A 22,570-nucleotide genomic window follows, 5' to 3' on the forward strand; every position below is an offset into this window, starting at 1 on the left:
GCTTGGCGTTGTGGCGATCTCCGTCCACAGGTAAGGACACCGCCTGGGGAGCTACGGGCCGGTACGCCTAAGGTGGCCCCTAGCAATCGGTCCACCCTGCCGTTCGAAGGACATCGATGCCCGCCAAGAAGAAGTCCCGCCGCACGCGCCTCATCGTGATCGGGGTCGTGCTCGTGCTCGTGGCGGGCATCGTCTACGGGTCGTACTGGAGTGTCGCGACCGTCCGCGCCTCCCTCCCGCAGACCACCGGAACCCTGCAGCTCAAGGGCCTGACCGGCGCCGTCCAAGTGAAGCGGGACGGCAACGGCATCCCGCAGATCTACGCCGACACCGCCGAGGACCTGTTCCGCGCCCAGGGCTACGTCCAGGCCCAGGACCGCTTCTACGAGATGGACGTGCGCCGGCACCTGACCGCCGGCCGGCTGTCGGAGATGTTCGGCAGCGGCCAGGTCGAGACCGACGCCTTCCTGCGCACGCTCGGCTGGCGCCGGGTCGCGCAGCAGGAGTACGACAAGAAGCTGTCGGCCACCACGAAGACGTACCTCCAGGCGTACTCCGACGGGGTCAACGCCTACTTGGACGGCCACTCCGGCGCCGACCTGTCGGTCGAGTACGCGGCGCTGGAGTTCAGCAACGACTACGTGCCGCAGAAGTGGACCCCGGTCGACTCGGTCGCCTGGCTCAAGGCGATGGCCTGGGACCTGCGCGGCAACATGCAGGACGAGATCGACCGCTCGCTGCTGTCGAGCCGGCTGAGCCGCAAGCAGATCGAACAGCTCTACCCCGACTACCCGTACGACCGGAACCACCCGATCGTCGAGGGTGGGAAGGTCAACGACCTCACGGACGAGTACGAACCGCCAGGAACCACCACGGAATCGGGCGCGAACTCCGGAACCGGTACGGAAACCGGCACCGGCACCGGCAACGGCACGGGTTCGGGCGATGGCACCGGCACCGACGCCGCCTCCACCTCCGACGCGACGCAGAACGTCACGTCCCAGCTGGCCTCGCTCTCCGACACCCTCGACCAGATCCCCGCGCTGCTGGGCCCCAACGGCAACGGCATCGGCTCCAACTCCTGGGTGGTCTCCGGCGCCCACACCACCACCGGCAAGCCGCTGCTGGCCAACGATCCGCACCTGGCCCCGCAGATGCCCTCGCTCTGGTACCAGATGGGCCTGCACTGCAACAGCGTCGGTAAGGCCTGCCCCTTCGACGTGGCCGGCTACACGTTCTCCGGCATGCCCGGTGTGATCATCGGCCACAACCAGTCGATCGCCTGGGGCATGACCAACCTCGGTGCCGACGTGACCGACCTCTACCTGGAGAAGGTCACCGCCGACACGTACCTCTACGACGGCAAGCAGGAGTCCTTCACGACCCGCAAGGAGACCATCAAGGTCGCCGGCGGTGACGACCGCACGATCACGGTGCGCAGCACCAGGAACGGCCCGGTGATCTCCGACCGCAGCGCCGAGCTGCGGACCGTCGGCAACCGCGCACCGGTGCCGAACTCCGCGCCCGACCGCGGCGAGGGCTACGCGGTCTCCCTGCGCTGGACGGCGCTGGACCCGTCCAACACCATGGACGCCGTCTTCGAGCTCGACACCGCGACCGACTGGGACCAGTTCCGGGCCGCCGCCCGCGACTTCGCCGTCCCGTCCCAGAACCTGATCTACGCCGACAACAAGGGCGCCAAGGGCCACATCGGCTACCAGGCCCCCGGCCGGATCCCGGTCCGCGCCGCCGGCTACGACGGGACCTACCCGGCCCCCGGCTGGGACCCGCGGTACCAGTGGAAGAAGTGGATCCCCTTCTCCGCGATGCCGTACGAGCACGACCCGGAGCGCGGCTACATCGTCACCGCCAACCAGGCCGTGGTCGACCAGGACGAGTACCCCTACCTGCTCACCAAGGACTGGGGCTACGGCACCCGCAGCCAGCGGATCAACGACCTGGTCCAGTCCAAGATCAAGGACGGCGGCCTGGTCTCCATGGACGACATGCAGGAGATGCAGGGCGACAACAGCAGCGAGATCGCCAAGCTCCTGGTGCCGTACCTGCTGAAGATCGACATCAAGGACGACAAGGACGACTACGTCCGCAACGCCCAGAAGCTGCTGGAGGGCTGGGACTACAACCAGGACTCCGACTCCGCCCCCGCGGCCTACTTCAACGCCGTCTGGCGCAACGTCCTCAAGCTGGCCTTCGGCAACAAGCTGCCCAAGGAGCTGCGCCCCGAGGGCCAGTGCCTGACCGTCCCGGCCGCCGACCGCTCCGGCCCGGTCGACGACCTCGACGGCACGTCCAAGCTGGTGCGCGAGTGCGGCCGGCGCGCCGCGGACCAGGCGCAGCCGGACGGCGGCGACCGCTGGTTCGAGGTCGTGCGCTCGATCGTGGACGACGAGGACAACCCGTGGTGGACGACCTCCCCCACGGCCTTCTACGACAAGGACAGCGGCCGGACCCGCACCACCCGCGACGAGCTGCTCGCCCAGGCCATGAAGGACGCCCGCTACGAGCTGACCGCGAAGCTCGGCAAGAACATCGACACCTGGAGCTGGGGCCGCCTCCACACGCTGGACCTGCGCAACCAGACCCTGGGCACCGGCGGTCCCGCGGTCGTCCGGTGGCTGCTCAACCGCGGCCCGTGGCAGCTCGGCGGCGGTGAGGCCGCGGTCAACGCGACCGGCTGGAACGCGGCCGGCGGCTACGAGGTCGTCTGGGTGCCGTCGATGCGGATGGTGGTCTCGCTCGACGACTTCGACAAGTCCCGGTGGATCAACCTGACCGGAGCCTCGGGCCACGCCTACAGCTCGCACTACACCGACCAGACCACCAAGTGGGCCAAGGGCGAGCTGCTGCCGTGGGTCTTCACCAAGCAGCCGGTCGACGGGGCCACGGAGGACACCCTCGCGCTGACCCCGTAGCCCGCACGGGCGGCGTGCGGACGACAAGCACGAGGGGGGCGGGCCGCGGGCCCGCCCCCCTCAACCGTCCCCGAAGCGCCGTACGCCCTCCGGGGTGACCACCGCGTCGACCGGCCGGTCGTGCGGCTCGTCGGGCACCCGGTCCAGCACCTCGTGCGCGTACAGCAGCACCACCAGAGCGGGCGTCACCCCCGCCGTGTCCAGCCGGGCCAGGACCCGGTCGTACGAGCCCCCGCCGCGGCCCAGCCGCAGGCCCCGGCCGTCGACGGCCAGTCCCGGGAGCAGGACCGCGTCCGCCCCGGTCACCGCTGCCGGGCCGAGCCGGGGGCCGGTGGGCTCGTACAGGCCGCGGGCGGTCCGCACCAGGCCGCCGGAGCCCTCGTACGGGGCCCAGTCCAGGTCGTTGTCCGGGAGCAGGACCGGCAGCAGCACCCGCTCCCCACGCTCGCGCAGCACGTCGAGCAGCGCGCGGGTGCCGGGCTCGCCGCCCATCGACACGTAGGCCGCCACCGTCCGGGCACCGGACAATTCGTGCAGATCCAGGGCGTGTTGCGCGATCGCCCGCTCGGCCACCGCGCGGTCATGAGCCGTCAACCTGCGCCTCACCTGGAGGAGGTGCTCCCGCAACTCCCTCTTGCTAACGTTTTTGTCACTCATTTGACGCGCAACCGCCGCCTATCCCCATCAAGCAACCGGAACTTCATCTTCACCTCATATACAGCGGTTATCGTTGCCTCATGACGCACGCACGTACCCGGATCAGCAAGGCTGTGATCCCCGCCGCCGGCCTCGGCACCCGTTTCCTGCCCGCCACGAAGGCGACTCCCAAGGAAATGCTGCCGGTGGTCGACAAGCCCGCCATCCAGTACGTCGTGGAGGAGGCCGTCGCAGCGAACCTCTCCGACGTCCTCATGATCACAGGCCGGAACAAGCGGCCGCTCGAGGACCACTTCGACCGCAACTACGAGCTCGAGTCGGCGCTGACCGCCAAGGGCGACGAGGCCCGCCTGGCGAGGGTCCAGGAGTCCAGCGACCTCGCCACCATGCACTACGTCCGCCAGGGTGACCCGCGCGGCCTCGGCCACGCCGTGCTCTGCGCCGAGCCGCACGTCGGCGACCAGCCCTTCGCGGTGCTGCTCGGCGACGACCTGATCGACCCCCGCGACCCGCTGCTCGGCCGCATGATCGAGGTGCAGGAGCAGTACGGCGGCAGCGTCGTCGCGCTGATGGAGGTCGACCCGAGCCAGATCCACCTCTACGGCTCCGCCGCCATAGTCCCCACCGCCGACGACGACGTGGTCCGCGTGACCGACCTCGTCGAGAAGCCCGCGCCGGGCGAGGCCCCCTCCGCCTACGCCGTCATCGGGCGCTACGTGCTGGACCCGTCGGTCTTCGCGGTGCTCGGCAAGACCCAGCCGGGCCGCGGCGGCGAGATCCAGCTGACCGACGCGCTGCGCGAACTGGCCCAGCAGGACGGCCCGGACGGCCCCGTGCACGGTGTCATCTTCACCGGCCGGCGCTACGACACCGGAGACCGTGGCGACTACCTGCGTGCGATTGTCCGACTGGCATGCGAACGTGATGACCTGGGCCCGGACTTCCGGTCCTGGCTGCGCACGTATGTCAGCGAGGAGATGCAAGCTTGAGCAGTGGCACGGCCGACCGCGTCTGGTCCGTCTCGGAGCACCTCGACAACATCCTGCGGCAGCTGAAGCCGCTGGAACCCATCGAGCTGCAACTCCTCGACGCGCAGGGGTGCGTCCTCGTCGAGGACGTGATGGTGCCGGTCGCGTTGCCGCCCTTCGCGAACAGCTCGATGGACGGCTACGCGGTCCGCACCACCGACACCCAGGGCGCCGACGCATCCCATCCGGCCGTGCTCACCGTCATCGGTGACGTGGCGGCCGGCAGCGGCGAACTGCCCACCGTGGGGCCCGGGCAGACCGCCCGGATCATGACCGGCGCCCCGCTGCCCCCCGGTGCCGAGGCCGTCGTCCCCGTCGAGTGGACCGACGGCGGCACCGGCGGTGCCCCGGTCCTCGGCATGCCGGCCGCGAGCCGGAGCCCCGACGCCGTGGGCGGCGAGGTCAGGGTCTACCGGCCGGTGGGGCCGGGCGACCACGTCCGTGCCCGGGGCAGCGACGTCGCCGCGGGTGAGCTGGCGCTGAGCGCCGGCACGGTGCTGGGCCCGCCGCAGATCGCCCTGCTCGCCGCCGTCGGCCGGGCCACCGTACGGGTGCGGCCCCGGCCGCGGGTGGTCGTGGTCTCCACCGGCAGTGAGCTGGTCCCGCCCGGCGAGGAGCTGGGCCCGGGCCGTATCCACGACTCCAACAGCTACATGCTCACGGCCGCCGCCCGCGAGGCCGGCGCCCAGTCCTACCGGGTGGGCGCGGTCGCGGACGACGCCGAGACCTTCCGGGCCACCGTCGAGGACCAGCTGATCCGGGCGGACCTCGTGGTCACCAGCGGAGGCGTCAGCGTCGGCGCGTACGACGTGGTGAAGGAGGCCCTCGGCGAGGAGATCGAGTTCCGCAAGCTGGCGATGCAGCCCGGCAAGCCGCAGGGCTTCGGCTTCATCGACGTCGGCGCGCGCAGCGAGGCGGAGGGCGGCGGTGGGGACGTGGACGCCGCGCCGCCGGAGCCCGAGCGCACCCCGCTGCTCGCCCTGCCCGGCAACCCGGTCAGCGCCTACGTCTCCTTCGAGCTGTTCGTCCGGCCCGCGATCCGCACGCTCATGGGCGTGGAGCCGGTCTTCCGGACGACCGTGCAGGCCGTCTGCGAGGGCGGACTGACCTCCTCGCCCAAGGGACGGCGGCAGTTCCTGCGCGGCCGCTACCACCCCTCCACCGGCCGGGTCACCCCTGTGGGCGGGGCCGGATCGCACCTGGTCAAGGCGCTCGCCCACGCGAACGCGCTGATCGTGGTGCCCGAGGACACGACGGAGGTCGCGGCGGGCTCGGAGGTCGAGGTCGTGCTGCTCGACTGAGCGGGTACCGTTACTGCCCACGCGAGCACGCGGCGAGCAGTGGGAGTGCCGTACCGATGACAGAACAGCAGCATCTGACGCACATCGACGAGGCGGGGGCGGCCCGCATGGTCGACGTCTCGGAGAAGGACGTCACCGCGCGTACCGCCCGCGCCACCGGCCGGGTCCTGGTGTCGCCTCGCGTCATCGAGCTGCTGCGCGGCGAGGGGGTGCCCAAGGGCGACGCCCTCGCCACCGCGCGCATCGCCGGGATCATGGGCGCCAAGCGCACCCCCGACCTCATCCCGCTCTGCCACCCGCTGGCGGTCTCCGGGGTGAAGGTCGACCTGGTCGTGGGCGACTCCTCCGTGGACATCACGGCCACCGTGAGGACGACCGACCGCACGGGCGTCGAGATGGAGGCCCTCACGGCGGTGAGCGTCGCCGCGCTCACGGTCGTCGACATGGTCAAGGCCGTCGACAAGGCCGCGGTCATCACGGACGTACGGGTCGAGGAGAAGACCGGCGGCAAGTCCGGGGACTGGAGCCGCAGCCGATGAGGGCGCTCGCGATCACCGCGTCCAACCGCGCGGCCGCCGGGGTCTACGAGGACCGGGGCGGCCCGCTGATCGTCGCCGCGCTGCGGGACATGGGCTTCACGGTCGACGGCCCGCGCGTCGTCCCGGACGGCGAGCCGGTCGGCAGCGCCCTGCGGGAAGCCGTGGCCGGGGGGTACGACGTCGTCGTCACCACCGGCGGCACCGGCATCTCGCCCACCGACCGCACCCCGGAGGTCACCCGCGCCGTCCTGGACTACGAGGTCCCCGGCGTCGCCGAGGCCATCCGGGCCGCGGGCCGCGAGAAGGTGCCCACCGCCGCCCTGTCCCGTGGCGTCTGCGGTGTCGCCGGGCGCACCCTGGTGGTGAACCTCCCCGGGTCGACCGGTGGCGTCAAGGACGGCCTGGCCGTCCTGGCCCCGATCCTCGTCCATGCCGTCGAGCAGATCCACGGCGGCGACCACCCTACGTCTGGGAGACCGAGCTGAACGGGTCCTGGCCGGCCGAGCTGGCGGACGGGGACGTCCTCCTCCGCCCGATAAGGATGCGCGACCAGCGGGCCTGGCGCGAGGTGAACCGGCGCAACCGCGAATGGCTGCGCCCATGGGAGGCCACCGTGCCCCCGGCGCCCCCCGGCCACCTCACCCAGCGGCCCACCTACCGGCAGATGGTCCGCCATCTGCGCCACGAGGCCGCCGCGGGCCGCATGATGCCGTTCGTCATCGAGTACCAGGGACGGCTCGCCGGACAGCTCACCGTCGCCGGCATCACCTGGGGCTCCATGTGCAGCGCCCACGTCGGCTACTGGGTCGACGAGGCCGTGGCCGGCCGCGGGGTCATGCCCACCGCGGTCGCGCTCGCCGTCGACCACTGCTTCCGGGCGGTGGGACTGCACCGCGTCGAGGTCTGCATCCGGCCGGAGAACATGCCGAGCCGGCGGGTGGTGGAGAAACTCGGCTTCCGCGAGGAAGGACTGCGCCCCCGCTATCTCCATATCGACGGAGCCTGGCGTGACCATCTGGTCTTCGCGTTGACGGCGGAGGAGGTGCCGGAGGGAATGCTCCACCGCTGGCACCAGGCCCGACCTGGCACGGCTCACAAATAAAATATCTGTTCGAAAATAGCCCCAGATCCGACTCCGACTTGAACGCAATCAGAAAAAAATTTCGGAGTATCAGCCAGATCGTGCGACACACCGCGCCAAATTGCGTATGCCCTGTCGCGAACCCCCCTACCGTGTGATGCGTGAGCAGCAGCGGCCTCATCTACGCAGTCATCGTCGGGGCCTGGGCTGCCTACTTGGTGCCGATGTGGCTCCGTAGGCAGGACGAGCTCAACGAAGCGCGCCCGACGGAACGCTTCAGCACCGCCATCCGGCTGTTGTCCGGACGTGCGGCACTGGAGCGCAGGTACGCCAAGACGGAGGACCCGGAATCGGAGGCCGAGGCGGAGCCCGCGGTCGACGTCCGGGCCCTTGCCGTGCCCGCGACGGAAGTGAAGCCGAAGTCCCGGCAGAGCGGGCAGGCGGGCGCGTCGGGGAAGCAGGCGAAGCTGGGCGGTCAGGCGAAGCCCGGGAAGTCCAAGAAGCCCAATCCGCGGGCCAAGGTGCTCGCCGCCCGCCGCCGCACCATCACGCTGCTCTTCCTGGGCTTCACCGCGTGCATGATCGTCGCCGCCGTCGGCGGCGTCGCCTTCCTCTGGGCCCCGGCCGCGCCCGCCGTGCTGCTCACGTTCTACATCGCCTACCTGCGCGCCCAGGAACGCCGCCGCTTCGTGGTCAAGCTCGACCAGCGCCGCGCCGCCGACGCCGCCAAGCGGCTGCGTGAGGCCCGTACGACCCGCGAGCCCGCCCCCCTCGAGGCGCACGACGTGGTCGAGCCCGCACCGCCCGCCGAGGAGCCCGCGACGGCCGACCGGCGCGCCCTCGTGGAGCAGACCGACCATGCCGAGTGGGTCGACCAGCAGCGCGTCCCCACCGAGGACACCTGGGAAGTCCCGGCCCCGCGGCCGACCTTCTCCACCGCCCCGGTCACCCCGCGCCGCTCCCGCGACCGCTCCCGCACCCCCCTGTTCGACCAGCACGCCGACCGCGACCGCCCCCGCGCCGCCAACGAGTGACGTCCCGGCGCCCGGGGGCGCGGAGCACCCCCGCCGGGATGCTAGAGTTTTCCTCGTTGCAAGGGCCTGTGGCGCAGTCCGGTAGCGCACCTCGTTCGCATCGAGGGGGTCAGGGGTTCGAATCCCCTCAGGTCCACAACACACGAGATCCCGATCCGACGGTCACCGTCGGGTCGGGATCTCGGCGTTCGGGCCGCGGACAGCGTGGGGGTTTCCCGCTCGACCAGCGGCGCCCGGCCGCGGGACACGGCCCGGCAGACCGCGCGCGGTCTGCCGGGCCGCCGCGCCTGACGTCAGCACCACCGCGGGCGGCGTGACTCAGTGCGCGGGGCGGGAGCCCGTCAGCCGCGGACGATGTTCTCCGCCTGCGGGCCCTTCTGCCCCTGCGTCACGTCGAAGGTGACGTGCTCACCCTCCGCGAGCTCGCGGTAGCCGTTGCCGGCGATGTTCGAGTAGTGGGCGAACACGTCCGGCCCTCCCCCGTCCTGTTCGATGAAGCCGAAGCCCTTCTCCGCGTTGAACCACTTCACGACGCCAGATGCCACGGTGTTCGTCCTTCGCATGCTGCTGCTGCGGCGCGCCCAGGGCGCGCCGGCGGACCCTCGATTCCGGGCCGCCGCTCCTTGCTTACCCGATGATGCGCTGCCTCCGCCAGCGAATACGCCTGCATCGGCGCAGGTGTCTTCGCGGGCCGTGTGCTCCCCGGCGGCGAGGAGCCCGAGCCGAGGGTTCCGAACGGGCGTTCATGGAGCGCGCCTTCGCAGGGCCAGGCGCTCGCGGCGAGTGTTGGCGGGGCCGACATACTTGGTATATATACTCGGTATGTCGATCCGTCACGGGCTGCTCGCCCTGCTGGAGCACGGGCCTCGCTACGGGGCCCGGCTGCGCGCCGAGTTCGAGAGTCGCACCGGTGCGACCTGGTCCCTCAACGTCGGCCAGGTCTACACGACCCTGAACCGGCTGGAGCGCGACGGGCTGGTCGCGCAGGACGGTGAGGACGGCTCGGGCCACGCGCTCTACCGCATCACCGAGGCGGGACACGCGGAGCTCGGCTCCTGGTACCGCAGCCCCGTCGACCGCAGCAACCCGCCCCGCGACGAACTCGCGATCAAACTCGCCATGGCGGTGAGCGCGCCGGGGGTCGACGTCCGGGACGTCATCCAGCTGCAGAGGCACCACACCCTGCGGGCGATGCAGGACTACACCCGGCTCAAGGCCCGGACCCCGGAGCCGCCGTCGGACCGGCCGGAGGAAGTGGCCTGGGCGCTCGTCCTGGAGCAGCTCATCTTCCAGATCGAGGCCGAGGCGCGCTGGCTCGACCACTGCGAGGCGCGGCTGGTCAGGGTGGCGGCGGCCGCCCGGGCCCGGCAGGCGGAGGCGGATCCCGGGCGGGAGGCCGCGGACGACGGCACCCCCCGGGGCGGCCGCCGCCGCGCATCGCGTCCCTAGCCCCGCCGCCGACCACCGCGCCCCGGATGTGCCCCCCCACGGCCTACCGAGGCACCCGTACGCCCTTCGAAGAGGACCGCCTTGTCCCTGCTCGCCACCCAACCCCTCCTGCGCATACGCGACCTGACACGGACGCACGGCAGCGGAGCCACCGAGGTGCACGCCCTGCGCGGAGTCGACCTCGACGTCCACGCGGGCGAACTCGTCGCCGTCATGGGACCGTCCGGCTCCGGCAAGTCCACCCTGCTCGCGATCGCGGGCGGTCTGGACGCACCGACGTCCGGCAGTGTGACGGTGGAGGACACCGAGCTCACCACCGCGGGCCCCAGGGAGCTCGCGGCACTGCGCCGACGCCGTATCGGCTACGTCTTCCAGGACTACAACCTCATCCCCGCTCTCACGGCCGCCGAGAACATCGCCCTCCCCCGCGAACTGGACGGCGTCCCGGTGCGCCGGGCGCGCAAGGAGGCCGTCGCCGCCCTGCGCGACGTCGGGCTGGAGCACCTGGCGGACCGCTTCCCGGACGAGATGTCCGGCGGCCAGCAGCAGCGCGTCGCCATCGCCCGGGCGCTCGTCGGGGAGCGCCGTCTGCTGCTCGCCGACGAGCCGACGGGCGCGCTGGACTCGGAGACGGGCGACTGCGTGCTCGCCCTGCTCCGCAGGAGGTGCGACGCCGGAGCGGCCGGCGTGCTGGTGACCCACGAGCCGCGGCTCGCCGCCTGGGCGGACCGGATGGTCTTCCTGCGGGACGGCACCGTCGTCGACGAGACCAGGAGGACGCACGCGGAGGAGCTGCTCACGGAGGGGACGGCAGGCCGGTGACCGCCCGAGTCCACGCCTGGCGGGCGGCGCTGCGGATCGCCGGCCGGGACGCCCGGCGGACCCCGGGCCGCACCCTGCTCGTCGTCGTCATGCTCGCAGTGCCCGTCTTGGGGGCGTCCGCCGCCGACGTGACGCTGCGCAGCTCGCAGCTCTCGCCGGAGCAGCAACTGGACCGCACCCTCGGCCAGGCGGACGCCGAACTCCGCTACCCGCGCTTCGGCCCCGTCCTCCAAGGGCCCGACCCCGACGACGTCGCTGTGGACCGCACGCCCGTCGAGGGGGTGACGGGCGGCGCGGCCGACGAGCCGACCGGCGCACCGTCCCCGGCCGTCGCCGCGCCCGTCCTCGCGCGGGCCGTGCCGGCGCACGCCCGGACGCTCGAAGAGATCACCGGCGTCGCCAAGGTGCGGACGGGACACGGCACGTTGAACGCGGACGTCCTCGAGCTCAGGACCGCCGACCCGATGACCCGCGGCATCATCACGCTCAAGCGGGGCCGCTACCCGGTCCGCCCCGACGAGGTCGCGGTGACCGCCCACTTGCTGGAGGTGAGCGGCCTGCGGGTGGGTTCACGGCTCACCGTGCGGGACCTCACCCGCCCCTACCGCATCGTCGGCGCCTACGAACGTCCCGGGGACCTGACCGCGGACGAGGTCAACGCCCTGCCCGGAACGCTGCTCGCGCCCTACGGCCGGATGCTCGCGGCGGCCGGCACGCCGCCGCTCGAACCGCCGACCGAGACCCTCCTGGTGGCGGTGCCCGGCGGGTACGGCTGGGCCATGGTGAAGGAGGCGAACACCCGGGGCGTGACGGTGCTCTCGCGGGACGTCACCCTGCATCCGCCGGCCCGCGCCGACGTGCCGCTGTACCGGGAGCACCCGGAGCTGCCCAGGCCCCGGCCGGTGTCCCCGCGGGCCACCCAGGCGGCGACCGCCGTCGCCCTGGCGCTCGCGGAGGTCTGCCTGCTCACCGGGGCCGCGTTCGCCGTCGGCGCCCAGCGTTCACGCCGGCAGTTCGGTCTCGTCGGCGCGGGCGGCGGCGAGGCCAGGGACATCAGGGCCGTCGTCCTCGGCGGCGGTCTGGTCGCCGGGGTAGTCGCGGCCGCGGGGGGAAGCGTCCTCGGTCTCGGCCTGGCCGCGGCCCTGCGCCCCGTGCTGGAGGAGTGGGGCGGCGCGCGGTTCGGAGGTCTCGACCTGCGCCCGCTCGACCTGCTCGGCATCGCGCTCCTGGCCGTGCTCGCGGGTCTGGTGGCCGCGGCCGTGCCCGCCGCCGCGGCGGCGCGGCAGCCGGTCCTGGCCGCGCTCACCGGTCGCAAGGGGGTACGGCGCTCCGGAAGGCGGCTCCTCGTCGCGGGACTGGCCGCGTTCCTGCTCGGGACCGCGATCGCGCTGTTCGGGGCGATGAAGACCGAGTGGAAGGTCGTCGTCGCGGTGGGCAGTGTCATCGCCGAGACCGGCGTCGTCGCGATGACCCCGACGTTCATGGGCGTCGCCGGCCGGCTCGGGCGCCGGTGGGGCCTGTCGCCGCGCCTGGCGCTGCGGGACGCCGCACGCAATCGCGCGCGCACCGCCCCCGCCGTCGCGGCCGTGCTCGCCGCCGTCGCCGGCACCGTGACCGTCGCGGCCTACACCGGCAGCACGGCCGCCCAGAAGCGCGCGGAGTACGAGGCATGGCTGCCCACCGGAGCCGTCTCGGTGACGGTGGACGAGGACCGCGGCCGCGACGCCCCGGCTGCCAGGAGCGCCGTCGCCCGGCACCTGCCCGTCGGCGTCGAGGCGGACGTGGACCAGTTGTTCACCGGCCGTGCCGGCTGCGACGAGGACGGGATGTGCGGTCACGTGGACGTCCTGAGGCCTCCCGCCAAGGAGTGCCCGCTGTACGACATGGGCCCGTCGAACCCGTTGTCCTCCCTGCCCCGTGCCCAGCTCAGGGCGCTGGCCTATGACTGGCGCTGCACGTTCAACCGGGTGGGCATGACGACTCCCAGCGGTGTCCTGGTCGGCGACGCGAAACTGCTGACGGTGCTCGGCGTCGACGACCCCGGGGCGGTGGCGGCCCTGGCGCACGGGCGGGCCGTCTCCCTCGACCGCCGCAACGTCGACGCCCACGGCCGGGTCGCCGTCCGGCTGGTCACCGACGACCTGGCGGCGAACGCCGCCGAAGCACGGGGGAAGGAGCCGCCGGGCAGGGTCGTCGAATTCCCCGTCCACCAGGTTCCCGGCAGCCCGCGCAACTACGGCGTGGACGTGGTCGTACCCCGGGCGGCGGCCAGGTCGGCGCACGTCGGGACGGTGCCGTTCGGCGCCTACTTCACCACCACGCACCCGCCGACCGACACGCAGCGGCAGACGACGCAGCAGGCCCTCGACGACACCGGAGCCGACGTCCGGTTCCATCTGGAGGAGGGCCCCGACGACCCGGCCGACGTCGTGCCGCTGGCGCTGGGGATCTTCGCCGCGGTCATCACACTCGGCGCCGCCGGAACCGCGACCGGCCTGTCACGCGCCGACGCCGAGACCGACCTGGCCACGCTCGCCGCGGTCGGCGCGCCGCCCGGGATCCGCCGACTGCTCAGCGCCTTCCAATGCGCCGTCGTGGCCGCCACAGGCGTGGTGCTGGGCGCCGTGACCGGGATCGTCCCGGCCATCGGCCTCCGCCTGGTCGACCGGCGCATCATGCTGGCCTTCCACCAACGGCAGCTCGACGAGGGCACCGCGCCCCGGATCACCGAGCACGTGCTCATCGTGGTCCCCTGGGGGCTGCTGGCCGCCTTGCTCATCGCGGTGCCGGTGGTGGCCGCCTGCCTGGCGGCACTGGCCACCTCGTCGAGACCCACGACCACGCGCAGGGCCGCGTAGGGCACTCCTGCCGGATGCCCGGCCGCGGGAAATGGGCTGGCCTTCGGCGGGGTTCGGGGGGAGCATGCGGCGGTGAGGATTTCGGGGCCGCCGGACGGCGAGGTGGAGGTGCCCGCGCCGATCGGGGCGCTGGCGGGGGAGCGGACGCCGCTGCCCGTGTGGCGGAACGAGGCGGGCGGGGTGACGTTCCGGCTGGGGGCGGGGGAGGACCGGCGGTTCGCCAAGTGGGCGCCGGCGGGCTCGGGGCTGGATCTGCGGGCCGAGGCGGAGCGCCTGGAGTGGGCGGGCCGTTTCACGCCCGTGCCGCCCGTCCTGGAGCACGGGGCGGACGGGGACGGGGCCTGGCTGGTGACGCGCGGGCTGCCCGGGGAGAGTGCCGTCAGCCCGCGCTGGACGGCGGATCCCGCCACCGCGGTGCGCGCGCTGGGCGCCGGGCTGCGCGCGTTGCACGAGCGGCTGCCCGTGGACCGCTGCCCGTACGACTGGTCCGTCGGCACCCGCTTGGAACGCGCCCGGCGGTCGGGCAGGGACGTGCCGGGGGACCTGCCGCCGGCGCCGCCCGTCGAGCGGCTCGTGGTGTGCCACGGCGACCCCTGCGCGCCCAACACGCTGCTGGGGGACGACGGCACCTGGTCGGGCCACGTCGACATGGGCGCCCTCGGGGTGGCCGACCGCTGGGCCGATCTGGCCGTCGCCACCTGGAGCACCGAGTGGAACTACGGCCCCGGCTGGGAGGACGCGCTCCTGGACGCGTACGGCATCGCCCCCGACCCGGAACGGACCGCCTTCTACCGGCGGCTGTGGAGCGTCACCTGACCGGTGACCCCGGGCGGGTGGAGGTGGCACGATCGGGGCGGAAGCGCGAGCGCGAGCGTGAGGGGGCGGGGCACGATGGCCATCAGTCTGGAGAAGGTGCAGGCGGCGGCGCCCGGGCTGGTGAGCCTGTACAAGGGTGCCCGGGTGTCGCTGGAGAAGGCCGGGGTCGCGGGGGAACGGGCCGCGGTGTACCTGGTGCTGGACCGGTCCGGCAGCATGCGGCGGCACTACCGGGACGGCACGGTGCAGCGGCTGGCCGAGCAGGCCCTGGGGCTCGCGGCGAACCTCGACGACGACGGGGTCGTGCCGGTGGTCTTCTTCTCCACCGAGGTGGACGGCGTCGCCGAGATCGGCCTCGACGGCTACGAGGGGCGGATCAATGCGCTCCACGACAGCTACGGCCACATGGGCCGCACCAACTACCACCTGGCGATGCAGGCGGTGATCGACCACTACCGGGCGTCCGGCGCGACGCAGCCCGCGTTCGTCATCTTCCAGACGGACGGCGGCCCTTCCTCACGCACGGCCGCCGAGCGGCTGCTCTGCTCCGCGGCCGGGTTGCCGCTCTTCTGGCAGTTCGTCGGCTTCGGGGACCCGGCGGGCAAGGACTTCGACTTCCTGCGCAAGCTGGACGAACTCCCGGTGCCCGCCAAGCGGGTGGTGGACAACGCCGGTTTCCACGCCGCCGGGGAGGAGCCCGCGGCGGCGTCGGACGCCGAGCTGTACGCGGCGCTGATGGAGGAGTTCCCGCAGTGGCTGGCGGCGGCGCGGGCGGCGGGCGTCATCCGGGGCTGACGGTCACCTCGGCCAGGCAGACGGCGGGGCCGGCGGCGGGTGCGGCGGCCGCGTCCACGAGGCGGTCGAGTTCGGCGGCCGACCCGGGTGCGAGCCGGTAGACGCCCTGGAGGCCGACCGACCGCATCAGACGGCCGTCCTCGACGAACCGCAGCCGGCGTTCGGCGCGGCGCGAGCGGTAGGTGAGCCGTTCCAGCAGCTCGCCGGGGACGGTGGTGCCGAAGTCGAGCGGGGTGCCGGGCGGGCCGACCAGCACCTCGGACACGCAACCGCCCTCCAGCGGCGACCAGTCGGGCAGCTTCGCCAGCTCGTCCGCGGCCTCCTCGTACGGGACGATCCGCGCCACCTCCAGGCGGCCCAGCACATGGAGCCTGGTCCGGTGCACGCGCAGCGGGAAGACGCGGTCGCCGGGCCGTACGCCCGCGAGCCGGAAGCTGGGCAGGGACTGGTGCGGACCGCCGAACAGGACGCGGAGCGGGCGTCCGGCGTAGCCGCCCCGCGTCAGGTGGCGGCAGAGGTCGTTGGTCCACAGCGTCGTGAAGGACTGCGGGGCGTCGGACGGTTCGGACATGGCGGCCACCGTAGGGGGCGGGACCGACAACGGCCGCGGCCGGGGCGGGGAGCGTGCCGTGTGACCGAGGTCATGGCCGGGCCGGGGGTGGATCCGCCGCGGGGCGCCCGGGCCGCATGGGATGCTCGGGGCGGTTGTTACCCGCTGGTAAGTCGCGGGTCGCCCTCTCTGCCGTGCGTACCCCCCACCACACGCTCCGAGGACCCTCCATGCGCGCATCCGCCTCCAGGCACGTCCGCTTAGCCGCCGCCGCGGCCGTCTCCCTCCTGCTCGCCGGGTGTTCGGCCGCCGCCGACCCCCCGGCCGCCACCCCCGCCCAGGCCGCACCGCCGTCCGCCACCGCGCGGGCCGCGGCCGGCGTCCAGGCCGCGCCGTCCCATGACCTCGCCGTCAAGGCGGCGCCCACGAACACCTCGACCGCCGTCGCCCGGGCCGGCGGCGACGGGCGCGCCCGGCGGGCGGCGCTCAAGGTCGCCTCGTACGACGGCACGACCCGGCGGGCCGTCATCTCCGCCGCCGAGGCGCCGCGGGCCGGCGACGTGATCGCCAGCGGTCCTGCCCCGGGCGCCCCCGACGGGCTGCTGGCCGAGGTCACCCGCGTCCTGGAGGACGACGGCACACGGACCCGGGTCGAGACGGCGCCCGCCACGATGAGCGCCCTGCTCGGCCAGGACAAGGCCGAGGGCACCGTGCCGGTCGACCCCGCGGAGGTGGACGTCGAGCCCCTGGTGGCGGACGTCGAGGTCTCCCGGGCCACGGCGGGCGGCCGTACGACCGGCCCGGGCGGTGCCCGGTTGCCCCTGGGCAGCCTGCGCGTGGACGTCGGCGCGGAGGCCGGGGTGCCCGCAGCGGGCCTGCGGGTGTCCGGGTACGTAGAGGTCGCTCCTGAGGTCGAGTTCTCCTACGACGGCGGTCCGGCGCTCTCGCCCGACGCCGCGTTCCTCGGCCTGTCGGGACGGTGGACCTCCGGCTGGGAGGTGCGTGGCCGCGCAACCGCGTCCGCGGACGGCGGCCGGCCGCTGCGGGTGCCCTTCGCCAGGCTGCACGCGGACCCGGTCATCCAGGTCGGGCCGGTCCCGGTGGTCGTCAACCTCGACCTGACCTGCTACCTCCAGGTCGAGGCGGACGGCACGGTGAGCGTCGACGTACGGCAGGACCTCAAGGGCGGCTTCCGGCTCGGCGGCGACTACGAGCGGACCGCGGGCTGGCGGCCGGTCACCGCGGCCGACATGACGAGCACCCCGGTCCGCGCCGCGCTGACCGCCACCGGCCGGGTCAAGGCCACGGTCGGCGCCGAGGCGAGCGTCGGCCTGTACGGGGCCGTGGGCGTCACCGCCGACCTCGCGCCCTACCTGCGCGGCGAGGCCACGGCCGGAGCCGCGTCCCGGGGCAGCACCGGCTCCGCGGCCCTGGCCTGGAGGCTGTACGGCGGTGTCGACCTCACCGCGGCGCTGCAACTGCGCCTGGGCGTCTTCGGCACCCCGCTCATGGAGCAGCGCGTCCCGCTCGGCGCCGTGCACCGCGAATGGCTCCTGGACGACGGGTCCCTCCGGCCCAGGGCCTGACTCCGGCCCGATTCCCAGCTCCGGCCCCCGGATCGCGCCCTCGGATCCGGCGGTCAGAGGAGGGGATTGGGCAGGCCGGTCCAGTGGTCGCCGCTCGCGGAGGTCTCCAGCCGCATCAAGGTGAGCGCCTTGACGGGGAGTTCGGGGCCGGACAGCAGGGCCGCGCGGTCGGTGCGGGTGTCCGCCGTGGCGGGAAGGGCGTCGAAGGCGCGGGCGGTCTCGGTGCGCACCGCGGCCCACAGCCGTGCCTCGGTGGGGCGATGGGCCTCACCGAGCGCGGAGACGAGGCTGCCGAACGTGGTGGCGACCAGGGAGCCGTAGAGCTTGGCGTGCAGGACCGCGGGGTCGTCGCTCAGGCCGCGGCCGAGCGGGGGCACGGTGACGCCGTACCGGGCGAGGCGGGCCGGGCTGATCCGGACGTCGGCCAGGTCGCGGTAGACCAGCCGCAGCGGCCGGGCGTGCCGGTCGAGGACGACCAGGAGGTTCTGCCCGTGCGCCTCCAGGGCGACGCCCTGGGACAGCAGCCGCAGCACGGCCGGCAGCGCGAGCCGGGCGAAGGCGGTCAGCCAGGCTGTGCCGTCCTGCGGGGCGCCCGGTCCCGCGGCCGTGAGCAGCGAGCGGAGCAGGGGCGGCCCGCCGTCGGCGGGCCGCCCGGTGAGCGCGGCGACGGGCAGCACGCTCTCTCCGGCCGCCGGGTCGGCGAAACCGGACGGGGACTCCCGCAGCAGCGCCGCGAGGTCGGGGCTGGCCTCACCGCCCACGACGGCGGCGGCCGCCGCGAGGTTGCGGGTGACGCGCAGCGCGCCGCCGCCGAGCCGCCGGGTCAGCTCGTCCAGCAGCGCGGACAGCTGCTCGCTGTCGGTCACCGAGCGGGCCGAGATGTCGCGGACGGCCGAGGTCATCCGCATGCTCAGCGCCGTCTTCAGATGCGGCCCGCCGTCGAGCGGGGCGAGGGTGCGCACCGACATCAGCGGCCGGGTGGGGACCGCGGCCTCGGCGTACGGGCGCAGCCCCAGGGCGGGCAGGATGTGCCGGGTCTGCCAGGGGTGGACGGGCAGCAGGAGCCGGTCGCCGTCGCGGAACCGGTCCGGCCAGGCGCCCGTGACCAGGGAGCCGGCGGCCGGGACGGAGACGAGGTCGAGGGCGACGACGGGCCGGTGCTCGGGCCCGTAGGCCAGTTGCTCGGCCACGGAGAAGCCGGGACGGCTGCGGCAGCACGGGTGGTAGGGATGGCCGTCGACGACGCCCTGCTCGAAGGAGGCGAGCGTCGGCGGCCAGCCGCCGTGGCCCGCCATGCCCGCGGCGCCCGCCCGGGACAGGGCCAACGAGGCGACGCTGTCGTCGAGTTCGTCGCGCAGCAGGCCCGATCCCGGCAGTTCGAGGGCCTCCACCAGGGCGGCCGGGTGGTCGTGGGGCCGGCCGTCCAGCAGCAGGGCGGGCTCGTCCTTCGGCGACCCCAGGTCGTGCGGCAGCCGCCGCGGCCCGGTGAGCACCCGGCCGTCGTGGAACAGCACGCGGTCGGGGCCGCGCGAGGCGATGCCCGGCAGGGGTTCCAGGAGCAGGGCCCGCCACAGGCGGCCGAGGACGGCGGCGCGGGCACCGGGGAGCGCGGCGGTGTAAGCGTCGTGCAGGTCGGGGCGGAGCGTCGCCAGCTCGGTGGCGAACGCCGTCTCCAGGGGGCGCCGCGTCGCAGCCGCCGAGTGCGGGTACATGATGGGTCCCTACCCTACGCAGGAGGCGGCCGACCGTGCATCGACCAGCGCACCGACCAGCGGGAACGAGCCGTCGTGGGTGACGCCTGGGACCGCGCCGAGGCGCTCTCCGCGACGGCCCTGCTGAACTGCCTGCTGCGCGAGCTCGCCGAGGCCGCGGGCGAGGACGGGGGCCGTCCGGTCCACCGGCTGCCCGCGACCGGCCGGCTGCTGCGGGTGCGGGCCGGGCGCCATCCCGCCGGGCCCGAGCTGCGCGCCGGGGACGGCTGGCGGCCGCTCCCGCTGGAGGCGCTGGTCGACGTCGCCGCCGCGGAGCTCACCGCGCGCACCGGTGTCGCGGGTGCCGGGCTGCCCGCCGAGATCGGCGACAGCCGCGACGTGCTCGCCGCCCTGCTGGAGGCCCGTGAGCACGCGCCGCCGCCCGCCGATCCGTACCTGCGCTCCGAGCAGGCCCTGGTGGCCGGTCACCGCCACCACCCCGCCCCCAAGACCCGCGGCGGCGGCCCGCCGGAGAGCTGGCTGCCCTACGCGCCGGAGGCGCACACGAGCTTCCCGCTCACGCTGCTCGCGGTCCGCGCGGACCTGCTGGCCGGTGAGGGCGACACCTCGATGCTCGACCGGCTGTACCCGGACGTCCCCGAGGGCTACCGGGTGCTGCCCGCGCACCCCTGGCAGCTGGCCCTGCTGGGCGACCTCCCCGCGTTCCGGGACGGGCGCCTGCTGCGCCTGGGGCACACCGCCGTACCGGCCGTGCCGACGGCGTCCCTGCGGACGGTGTACCTGCCGGACGCCGACCTCTTCCTGAAGTTCAGCCTCGACGTGCGGATCACCAACGACATCCGCCGGCTGTGGCGGCACGACCTGCGCTGGCTCGGGCCGGTGGACGAGGTGCTGCGCGCGGTCCCGGAGGCGGACGTCCTGTCCGACCGCGGCTACCGGACCGCCGGCCTGGGCGGCCGGGACGCCTTCGAGGGGCTGGCCGTGCTCGTCCGCGACGGCTTCGGGGAGCACCTGCGCCCCGGGCTGACCCCGCTGCTCGCGGCGGCCGTCGCCGAGGGGTACGAGGGCAGCCCGCTCGCCGCGCCGGGCCTGACCGCGGACGGCGCACTGGCCTGGTGGGAGGCGTACCTGCGGCAGGTCGTGCCGCCTGTGCTGCACACGTACCTCCGGCACGGGGCGGTGCTGGAGTGCCACCTGCAGAACGTGCTCGTCGCCGTGGACGCCGACGGCGTGCCCGGCCAGGCGCTCTTCCGTGACCACGAGGGCGTCAAGCTGGTCGAGGAGCGGCACCGGGAGCTGCTCGGCCGCCACGCACGTCCGGACGCGCCCGGCCCCGGCGTGGACGCCGCCCACGGCTGGGAACGCCTGGTCTACTGCCTCGTCACCAACAACCTGCTGGAGATCGCGGGCGCGGTCGCCGAACGCCACCCGGCGCTCACGCCGGTGCTGTGGGCGCGGGCCCGGGCGTTCCTCGTGGAGTGGGCGGCGGGGCAGGGGGACCCGGCGCCCGTCCGGGAGCTGCTCGCCGCCCCGTACGTCCCCGCGAAGACCAACCTGCTGCTGCGCTGGACCGGCGCGGACGGCGCCGCCGCCCGCTACCTGCCGCTGCCGAACCCGCTGCGGCCTCAGGGCGCCGTGGTGACCGACTCCAGCGAACGGCGCGTGGCGGGGCCGTAGAACCCGGAGGTGTCGCCCGTGACGCCGTAGCCCGTCTGGTACCGCTGGACGGCGTACTTGACGCCGCCGTCGTACTTGCCGTCGGCCGGACCGTCGTAGAGCTGGACCTGGGCGAGCCGCTGCTGCAGCGCCACGACCTCGGGACCGCGCGAGCCGGGCTTGAGCACCGCGCCGGAACCGGCGGTCGCGGTGCCGGTGGTCCCGCCCGGGGTGGTGGCGGTCGCGGTGCCCGTGGCGGAGGCCCGTGGCAGGGTGCCGGACGCGGAACCGGAGGCTGCCGGGGAGGCGTCGCCCGTGCCCGTACGTGCCGACGGGGCCGAGGCGCCGCGCGAGGGCTGCGTGGTGCCGTCGGAGTCCGGCAGGCTGGGCAGCGCGAGCCGCGGCGGCGAGGTGCTCGGATCGGGCAGCGCGCGGTCGGCCTCGCCCGGACCGGTGACGAGGTGCCCGAGCAGGGCCAGGACGCCGACGCCGGCGACCGCCCCGGCCACCGTGACGACGGCCCGCAAGCGCCGCCGGGAGCGGGCCGCCCCGCGGCGCGCCCCGCGGCGCCCGCCCGCCGGGTGCGGTACCCGCGGCGGCGACCCCTGCGGGTCGCCGGGGCCATCGCCCGTGCCGTGCGGCTTCTCGGGGAACAGTTCGGCGTAGTCGGGCGCGGGCCCCTCGGGGCCCACGCCTATCAGCGGTCTGACGGTCGTCCCGCCCGCCCGGCCGTCGTTCATCTCTCCTCGCCCGCCTGGTCGGGCACGAGGCGTTCGAGGACGTCCTGGAACTCCTCGCCGACGGTGATCAGCAGCCCGTCGCCGTCCTTCCGGCTGAGCTGGGTCAGCACGCCGTCCCGCCACCAGTAGACGTACGGGCTGATGGGGCCCACCGCGTCCTCGTGACCCGCCGCCGCGAAACCCGCCATGCCGTTGAGCGCCGGGATGACGCCGCTGTCACGGATGGCGTGGAAGGCCAGCTGGTGCCGGAACGGCATGGCCACCAGTGCCCCGTCGGCGGTCAGCGGCTCCCCGGTGACCCGTTCCACCAGCTCGTCCAGGACCAGCACCCGGGCGGCGGTGAAGAAGGAGTCGCCCACGAGGACGTCGAAGCGCACGTCGGCGTGCCGGACCACCTCGTGCCGTTCCACCGGCAGGTCGCGCAGGTTGAGCAGGGCGCGGCCGCGCAGCTCACGGGCGTCGCCGAGCGGGACCAGGGCGTGGTCGGCGAGCGTCATCACGCTCTCCGGGAGGTCCAGGGCGAGTACCTCCAGCAGCCCGGGCGCGGCGACCCGGGCGTAGCGGAAGGTCTCCGGGTCGACCGCGTCGGGGGTGACCAGACGCGGGTAGAGCCGTTCGCGGATCTCCTCGGCGGGCAGGGTCTCCAGCGGCGAGGGCCCGTCGAGGGTGCGCAGCACCGCACCGATGTGCTCCCGCGCCAGCAGCGGCCACACGCGCGGGCCGCGCCGGTCGTTGTGGCACAGCGCGGCGAGGTTGCCGAGCCCGAAGCGACGGCCGGAGTCGTCGGTCACCATGTCGGCGAAGACCGTGACCTCCAGCCCGAGTTCGGCGAACGACTCGCGCACGATCGCGCGGAAGCGCGCACCCTCGTCCACCGAGAAGAAGGCGTACTCGGGGTCGCGGGGTGCGTCCCGCTGGTCACGCTTCGGCCCGCGCCGGAAAATCCCCACCTCAACTGTCCCCTCGACCTGGACTCGACGAGCAGGGCGCGATCCTATCGGCAGGCGCCCGGG

Annotated in this window: 20 protein-coding genes and 1 tRNA gene; 15 read left to right on the top strand and 6 right to left on the bottom strand. The window is 74.2% G+C overall.

Translation table 11 applies throughout. The features are described from left to right. Positions 1-116: 116 nt before the first annotated feature. Complete coding sequence (locus OG937_25715) at positions 117-2,933, top strand: penicillin acylase family protein (GenBank protein WUD74850.1); 2,817 nt, start codon at positions 117-119, stop codon at positions 2,931-2,933. Positions 2,934-2,993: 60 nt separating this feature from the next. Here OG937_25715 and OG937_25720 read toward each other — a convergent pair whose 3' ends face one another. Beyond that, positions 2,994-3,590 carry a 5-formyltetrahydrofolate cyclo-ligase gene (locus OG937_25720; protein ID WUD74851.1) on the bottom strand — a complete coding sequence of 199 codons (597 nt, stop codon included), beginning with the start codon at positions 3,588-3,590 and terminating at the stop codon, positions 2,994-2,996. 80 nt (positions 3,591-3,670) lie between these two features. On the opposite strand from OG937_25720, the gene OG937_25725 reads away from it, so the two are divergent. The 7 genes from OG937_25725 (at position 3,671) to OG937_25755 (ending at position 8,709) form a co-directional block, all read left to right on the top strand. Further along, a complete protein-coding gene (locus OG937_25725) occupies positions 3,671-4,579 on the top strand; it encodes a UTP--glucose-1-phosphate uridylyltransferase (protein WUD74852.1) in 909 nt (302 codons plus the stop codon). Then, positions 4,576-5,919, top strand: coding sequence for a molybdopterin molybdotransferase MoeA (locus OG937_25730; GenBank protein WUD74853.1), 1,344 nt, complete (start codon positions 4,576-4,578; stop codon positions 5,917-5,919). Before OG937_25725 ends, OG937_25730 begins: the two co-directional genes overlap by 4 nt. A 56-nt stretch (positions 5,920-5,975) precedes the next feature. Then, the gene (gene moaC, locus OG937_25735) at positions 5,976-6,458 is read left to right on the top strand and encodes a cyclic pyranopterin monophosphate synthase MoaC (GenBank protein ID WUD74854.1); all 483 of its coding nucleotides are present in this window, start codon (positions 5,976-5,978) and stop codon (positions 6,456-6,458) included. After that, positions 6,455-6,943 (top strand): MogA/MoaB family molybdenum cofactor biosynthesis protein, encoded by a 489-nt coding sequence (locus OG937_25740; GenBank protein WUD74855.1) that lies wholly within the window; start codon positions 6,455-6,457, stop codon positions 6,941-6,943. The genes moaC and OG937_25740 overlap by 4 nt, the downstream gene beginning before the upstream one ends. Beyond that, positions 6,940-7,560 carry a GNAT family N-acetyltransferase gene (locus tag OG937_25745; GenBank protein WUD78882.1) on the top strand — a complete coding sequence of 207 codons (621 nt, stop codon included), beginning with the start codon at positions 6,940-6,942 and terminating at the stop codon, positions 7,558-7,560. The genes OG937_25740 and OG937_25745 overlap by 4 nt, the downstream gene beginning before the upstream one ends. Positions 7,561-7,700: 140 nt before the next feature. Then, on the top strand, positions 7,701-8,573 hold the full coding sequence (locus tag OG937_25750; GenBank protein ID WUD74856.1) for a hypothetical protein: 873 nt from the start codon (positions 7,701-7,703) through the stop codon (positions 8,571-8,573). A gap of 62 nt (positions 8,574-8,635) precedes the next feature. Then, positions 8,636-8,709 (top strand) — tRNA-Ala (locus tag OG937_25755). 205 nt (positions 8,710-8,914) lie between these two features. Here OG937_25755 and OG937_25760 read toward each other — a convergent pair. Continuing rightward, positions 8,915-9,118: a cold shock domain-containing protein gene (locus OG937_25760; protein WUD74857.1), complete on the bottom strand. Its 204-nt coding sequence runs from the start codon at positions 9,116-9,118 to the stop codon at positions 8,915-8,917. Positions 9,119-9,395: 277 nt separating this feature from the next. Between OG937_25760 and OG937_25765 the strand changes: the two genes are divergently transcribed. The 5 genes from OG937_25765 to OG937_25785 all read left to right on the top strand — a co-directional run bounded on the left by OG937_25765 (position 9,396) and on the right by OG937_25785 (position 15,313). Further along, entirely contained in the window at positions 9,396-10,022 is a 627-nt protein-coding gene (locus OG937_25765) for a PadR family transcriptional regulator (protein WUD74858.1), read from the top strand. Positions 10,023-10,109: 87 nt separating this feature from the next. Further along, positions 10,110-10,844, top strand: coding sequence for an ABC transporter ATP-binding protein (locus tag OG937_25770; protein WUD78883.1), 735 nt, complete (start codon positions 10,110-10,112; stop codon positions 10,842-10,844). Continuing rightward, on the top strand, positions 10,841-13,702 hold the full coding sequence (locus OG937_25775) for an ABC transporter permease (protein ID WUD74859.1): 2,862 nt from the start codon (positions 10,841-10,843) through the stop codon (positions 13,700-13,702). Before OG937_25770 ends, OG937_25775 begins: the two co-directional genes overlap by 4 nt. A 72-nt stretch (positions 13,703-13,774) precedes the next feature. Continuing rightward, positions 13,775-14,518, top strand: a complete 744-nt coding sequence (locus tag OG937_25780; GenBank protein WUD74860.1) for an aminoglycoside 3'-phosphotransferase — start codon at positions 13,775-13,777, stop codon at positions 14,516-14,518. A gap of 75 nt (positions 14,519-14,593) precedes the next feature. After that, positions 14,594-15,313 carry a VWA domain-containing protein gene (locus OG937_25785; protein ID WUD74861.1) on the top strand — a complete coding sequence of 240 codons (720 nt, stop codon included), beginning with the start codon at positions 14,594-14,596 and terminating at the stop codon, positions 15,311-15,313. Here OG937_25785 and OG937_25790 read toward each other — a convergent pair. Next, positions 15,300-15,884 (bottom strand): hypothetical protein, encoded by a 585-nt coding sequence (locus tag OG937_25790; GenBank protein ID WUD74862.1) that lies wholly within the window; start codon positions 15,882-15,884, stop codon positions 15,300-15,302. The genes OG937_25785 and OG937_25790 overlap by 14 nt on opposite strands. 209 nt (positions 15,885-16,093) lie before the next feature. Between OG937_25790 and OG937_25795 the strand changes: the two genes are divergently transcribed. After that, complete coding sequence (locus tag OG937_25795; protein WUD74863.1) at positions 16,094-17,449, top strand: hypothetical protein; 1,356 nt, start codon at positions 16,094-16,096, stop codon at positions 17,447-17,449. Positions 17,450-17,502: 53 nt separating this feature from the next. On the opposite strand, the gene OG937_25800 is transcribed toward OG937_25795, so the two are convergent. Then, positions 17,503-19,161, bottom strand: coding sequence for an IucA/IucC family siderophore biosynthesis protein (locus OG937_25800; GenBank protein ID WUD74864.1), 1,659 nt, complete (start codon positions 19,159-19,161; stop codon positions 17,503-17,505). A 75-nt stretch (positions 19,162-19,236) separates the two neighbouring features. Between OG937_25800 and OG937_25805 the strand changes: the two genes are divergently transcribed. After that, positions 19,237-20,838: an IucA/IucC family siderophore biosynthesis protein gene (locus OG937_25805; protein ID WUD74865.1), complete on the top strand. Its 1,602-nt coding sequence runs from the start codon at positions 19,237-19,239 to the stop codon at positions 20,836-20,838. Here OG937_25805 and OG937_25810 read toward each other — a convergent pair. Together OG937_25810 and OG937_25815 are read right to left on the bottom strand one after the other, a co-directional pair. After that, positions 20,787-21,557 carry a peptidoglycan-binding protein gene (locus tag OG937_25810; protein ID WUD74866.1) on the bottom strand — a complete coding sequence of 257 codons (771 nt, stop codon included), beginning with the start codon at positions 21,555-21,557 and terminating at the stop codon, positions 20,787-20,789. The genes OG937_25805 and OG937_25810 overlap by 52 nt on opposite strands. Beyond that, a complete protein-coding gene (locus tag OG937_25815) occupies positions 21,554-22,507 on the bottom strand; it encodes a hypothetical protein (GenBank protein ID WUD74867.1) in 954 nt (317 codons plus the stop codon). Before OG937_25815 ends, OG937_25810 begins: the two co-directional genes overlap by 4 nt. Positions 22,508-22,570 lie beyond the last annotated feature (63 nt).

The sequence above is a fragment of the Streptomyces sp. NBC_00510 genome, assembly GCA_036013505.1.
In the GTDB taxonomy this organism is placed as follows: Bacteria; Actinomycetota; Actinomycetes; order Streptomycetales; family Streptomycetaceae; genus Actinacidiphila.

Bases quoted from the DNA above. Each gene is read 5' to 3' on its own strand.
- OG937_25800 (WUD74864.1), bottom strand. From the start codon at position 19,161: ATGTACCCGCACTCGGCGGCTGCGACGCGGCGCCCCCTGGAGACGGCG.
- OG937_25810 (WUD74866.1), bottom strand. From the start codon at position 21,557: ATGAACGACGGCCGGGCGGGCGGGACGACCGTCAGACCGCTGATAGGC.
- OG937_25765 (WUD74858.1), top strand. From the start codon at position 9,396: ATGTCGATCCGTCACGGGCTGCTCGCCCTGCTGGAGCACGGGCCTCGC.
- OG937_25720 (WUD74851.1), bottom strand. From the start codon at position 3,590: ATGAGTGACAAAAACGTTAGCAAGAGGGAGTTGCGGGAGCACCTCCTC.
- OG937_25795 (WUD74863.1), top strand. From the start codon at position 16,094: ATGCGCGCATCCGCCTCCAGGCACGTCCGCTTAGCCGCCGCCGCGGCC.
- OG937_25740 (WUD74855.1), top strand. From the start codon at position 6,455: ATGAGGGCGCTCGCGATCACCGCGTCCAACCGCGCGGCCGCCGGGGTC.
- OG937_25715 (WUD74850.1), top strand. From the start codon at position 117: ATGCCCGCCAAGAAGAAGTCCCGCCGCACGCGCCTCATCGTGATCGGG.
- OG937_25790 (WUD74862.1), bottom strand. From the start codon at position 15,884: ATGTCCGAACCGTCCGACGCCCCGCAGTCCTTCACGACGCTGTGGACC.
- moaC (WUD74854.1), top strand. From the start codon at position 5,976: ATGACAGAACAGCAGCATCTGACGCACATCGACGAGGCGGGGGCGGCC.
- OG937_25785 (WUD74861.1), top strand. From the start codon at position 14,594: ATGGCCATCAGTCTGGAGAAGGTGCAGGCGGCGGCGCCCGGGCTGGTG.
- OG937_25725 (WUD74852.1), top strand. From the start codon at position 3,671: ATGACGCACGCACGTACCCGGATCAGCAAGGCTGTGATCCCCGCCGCC.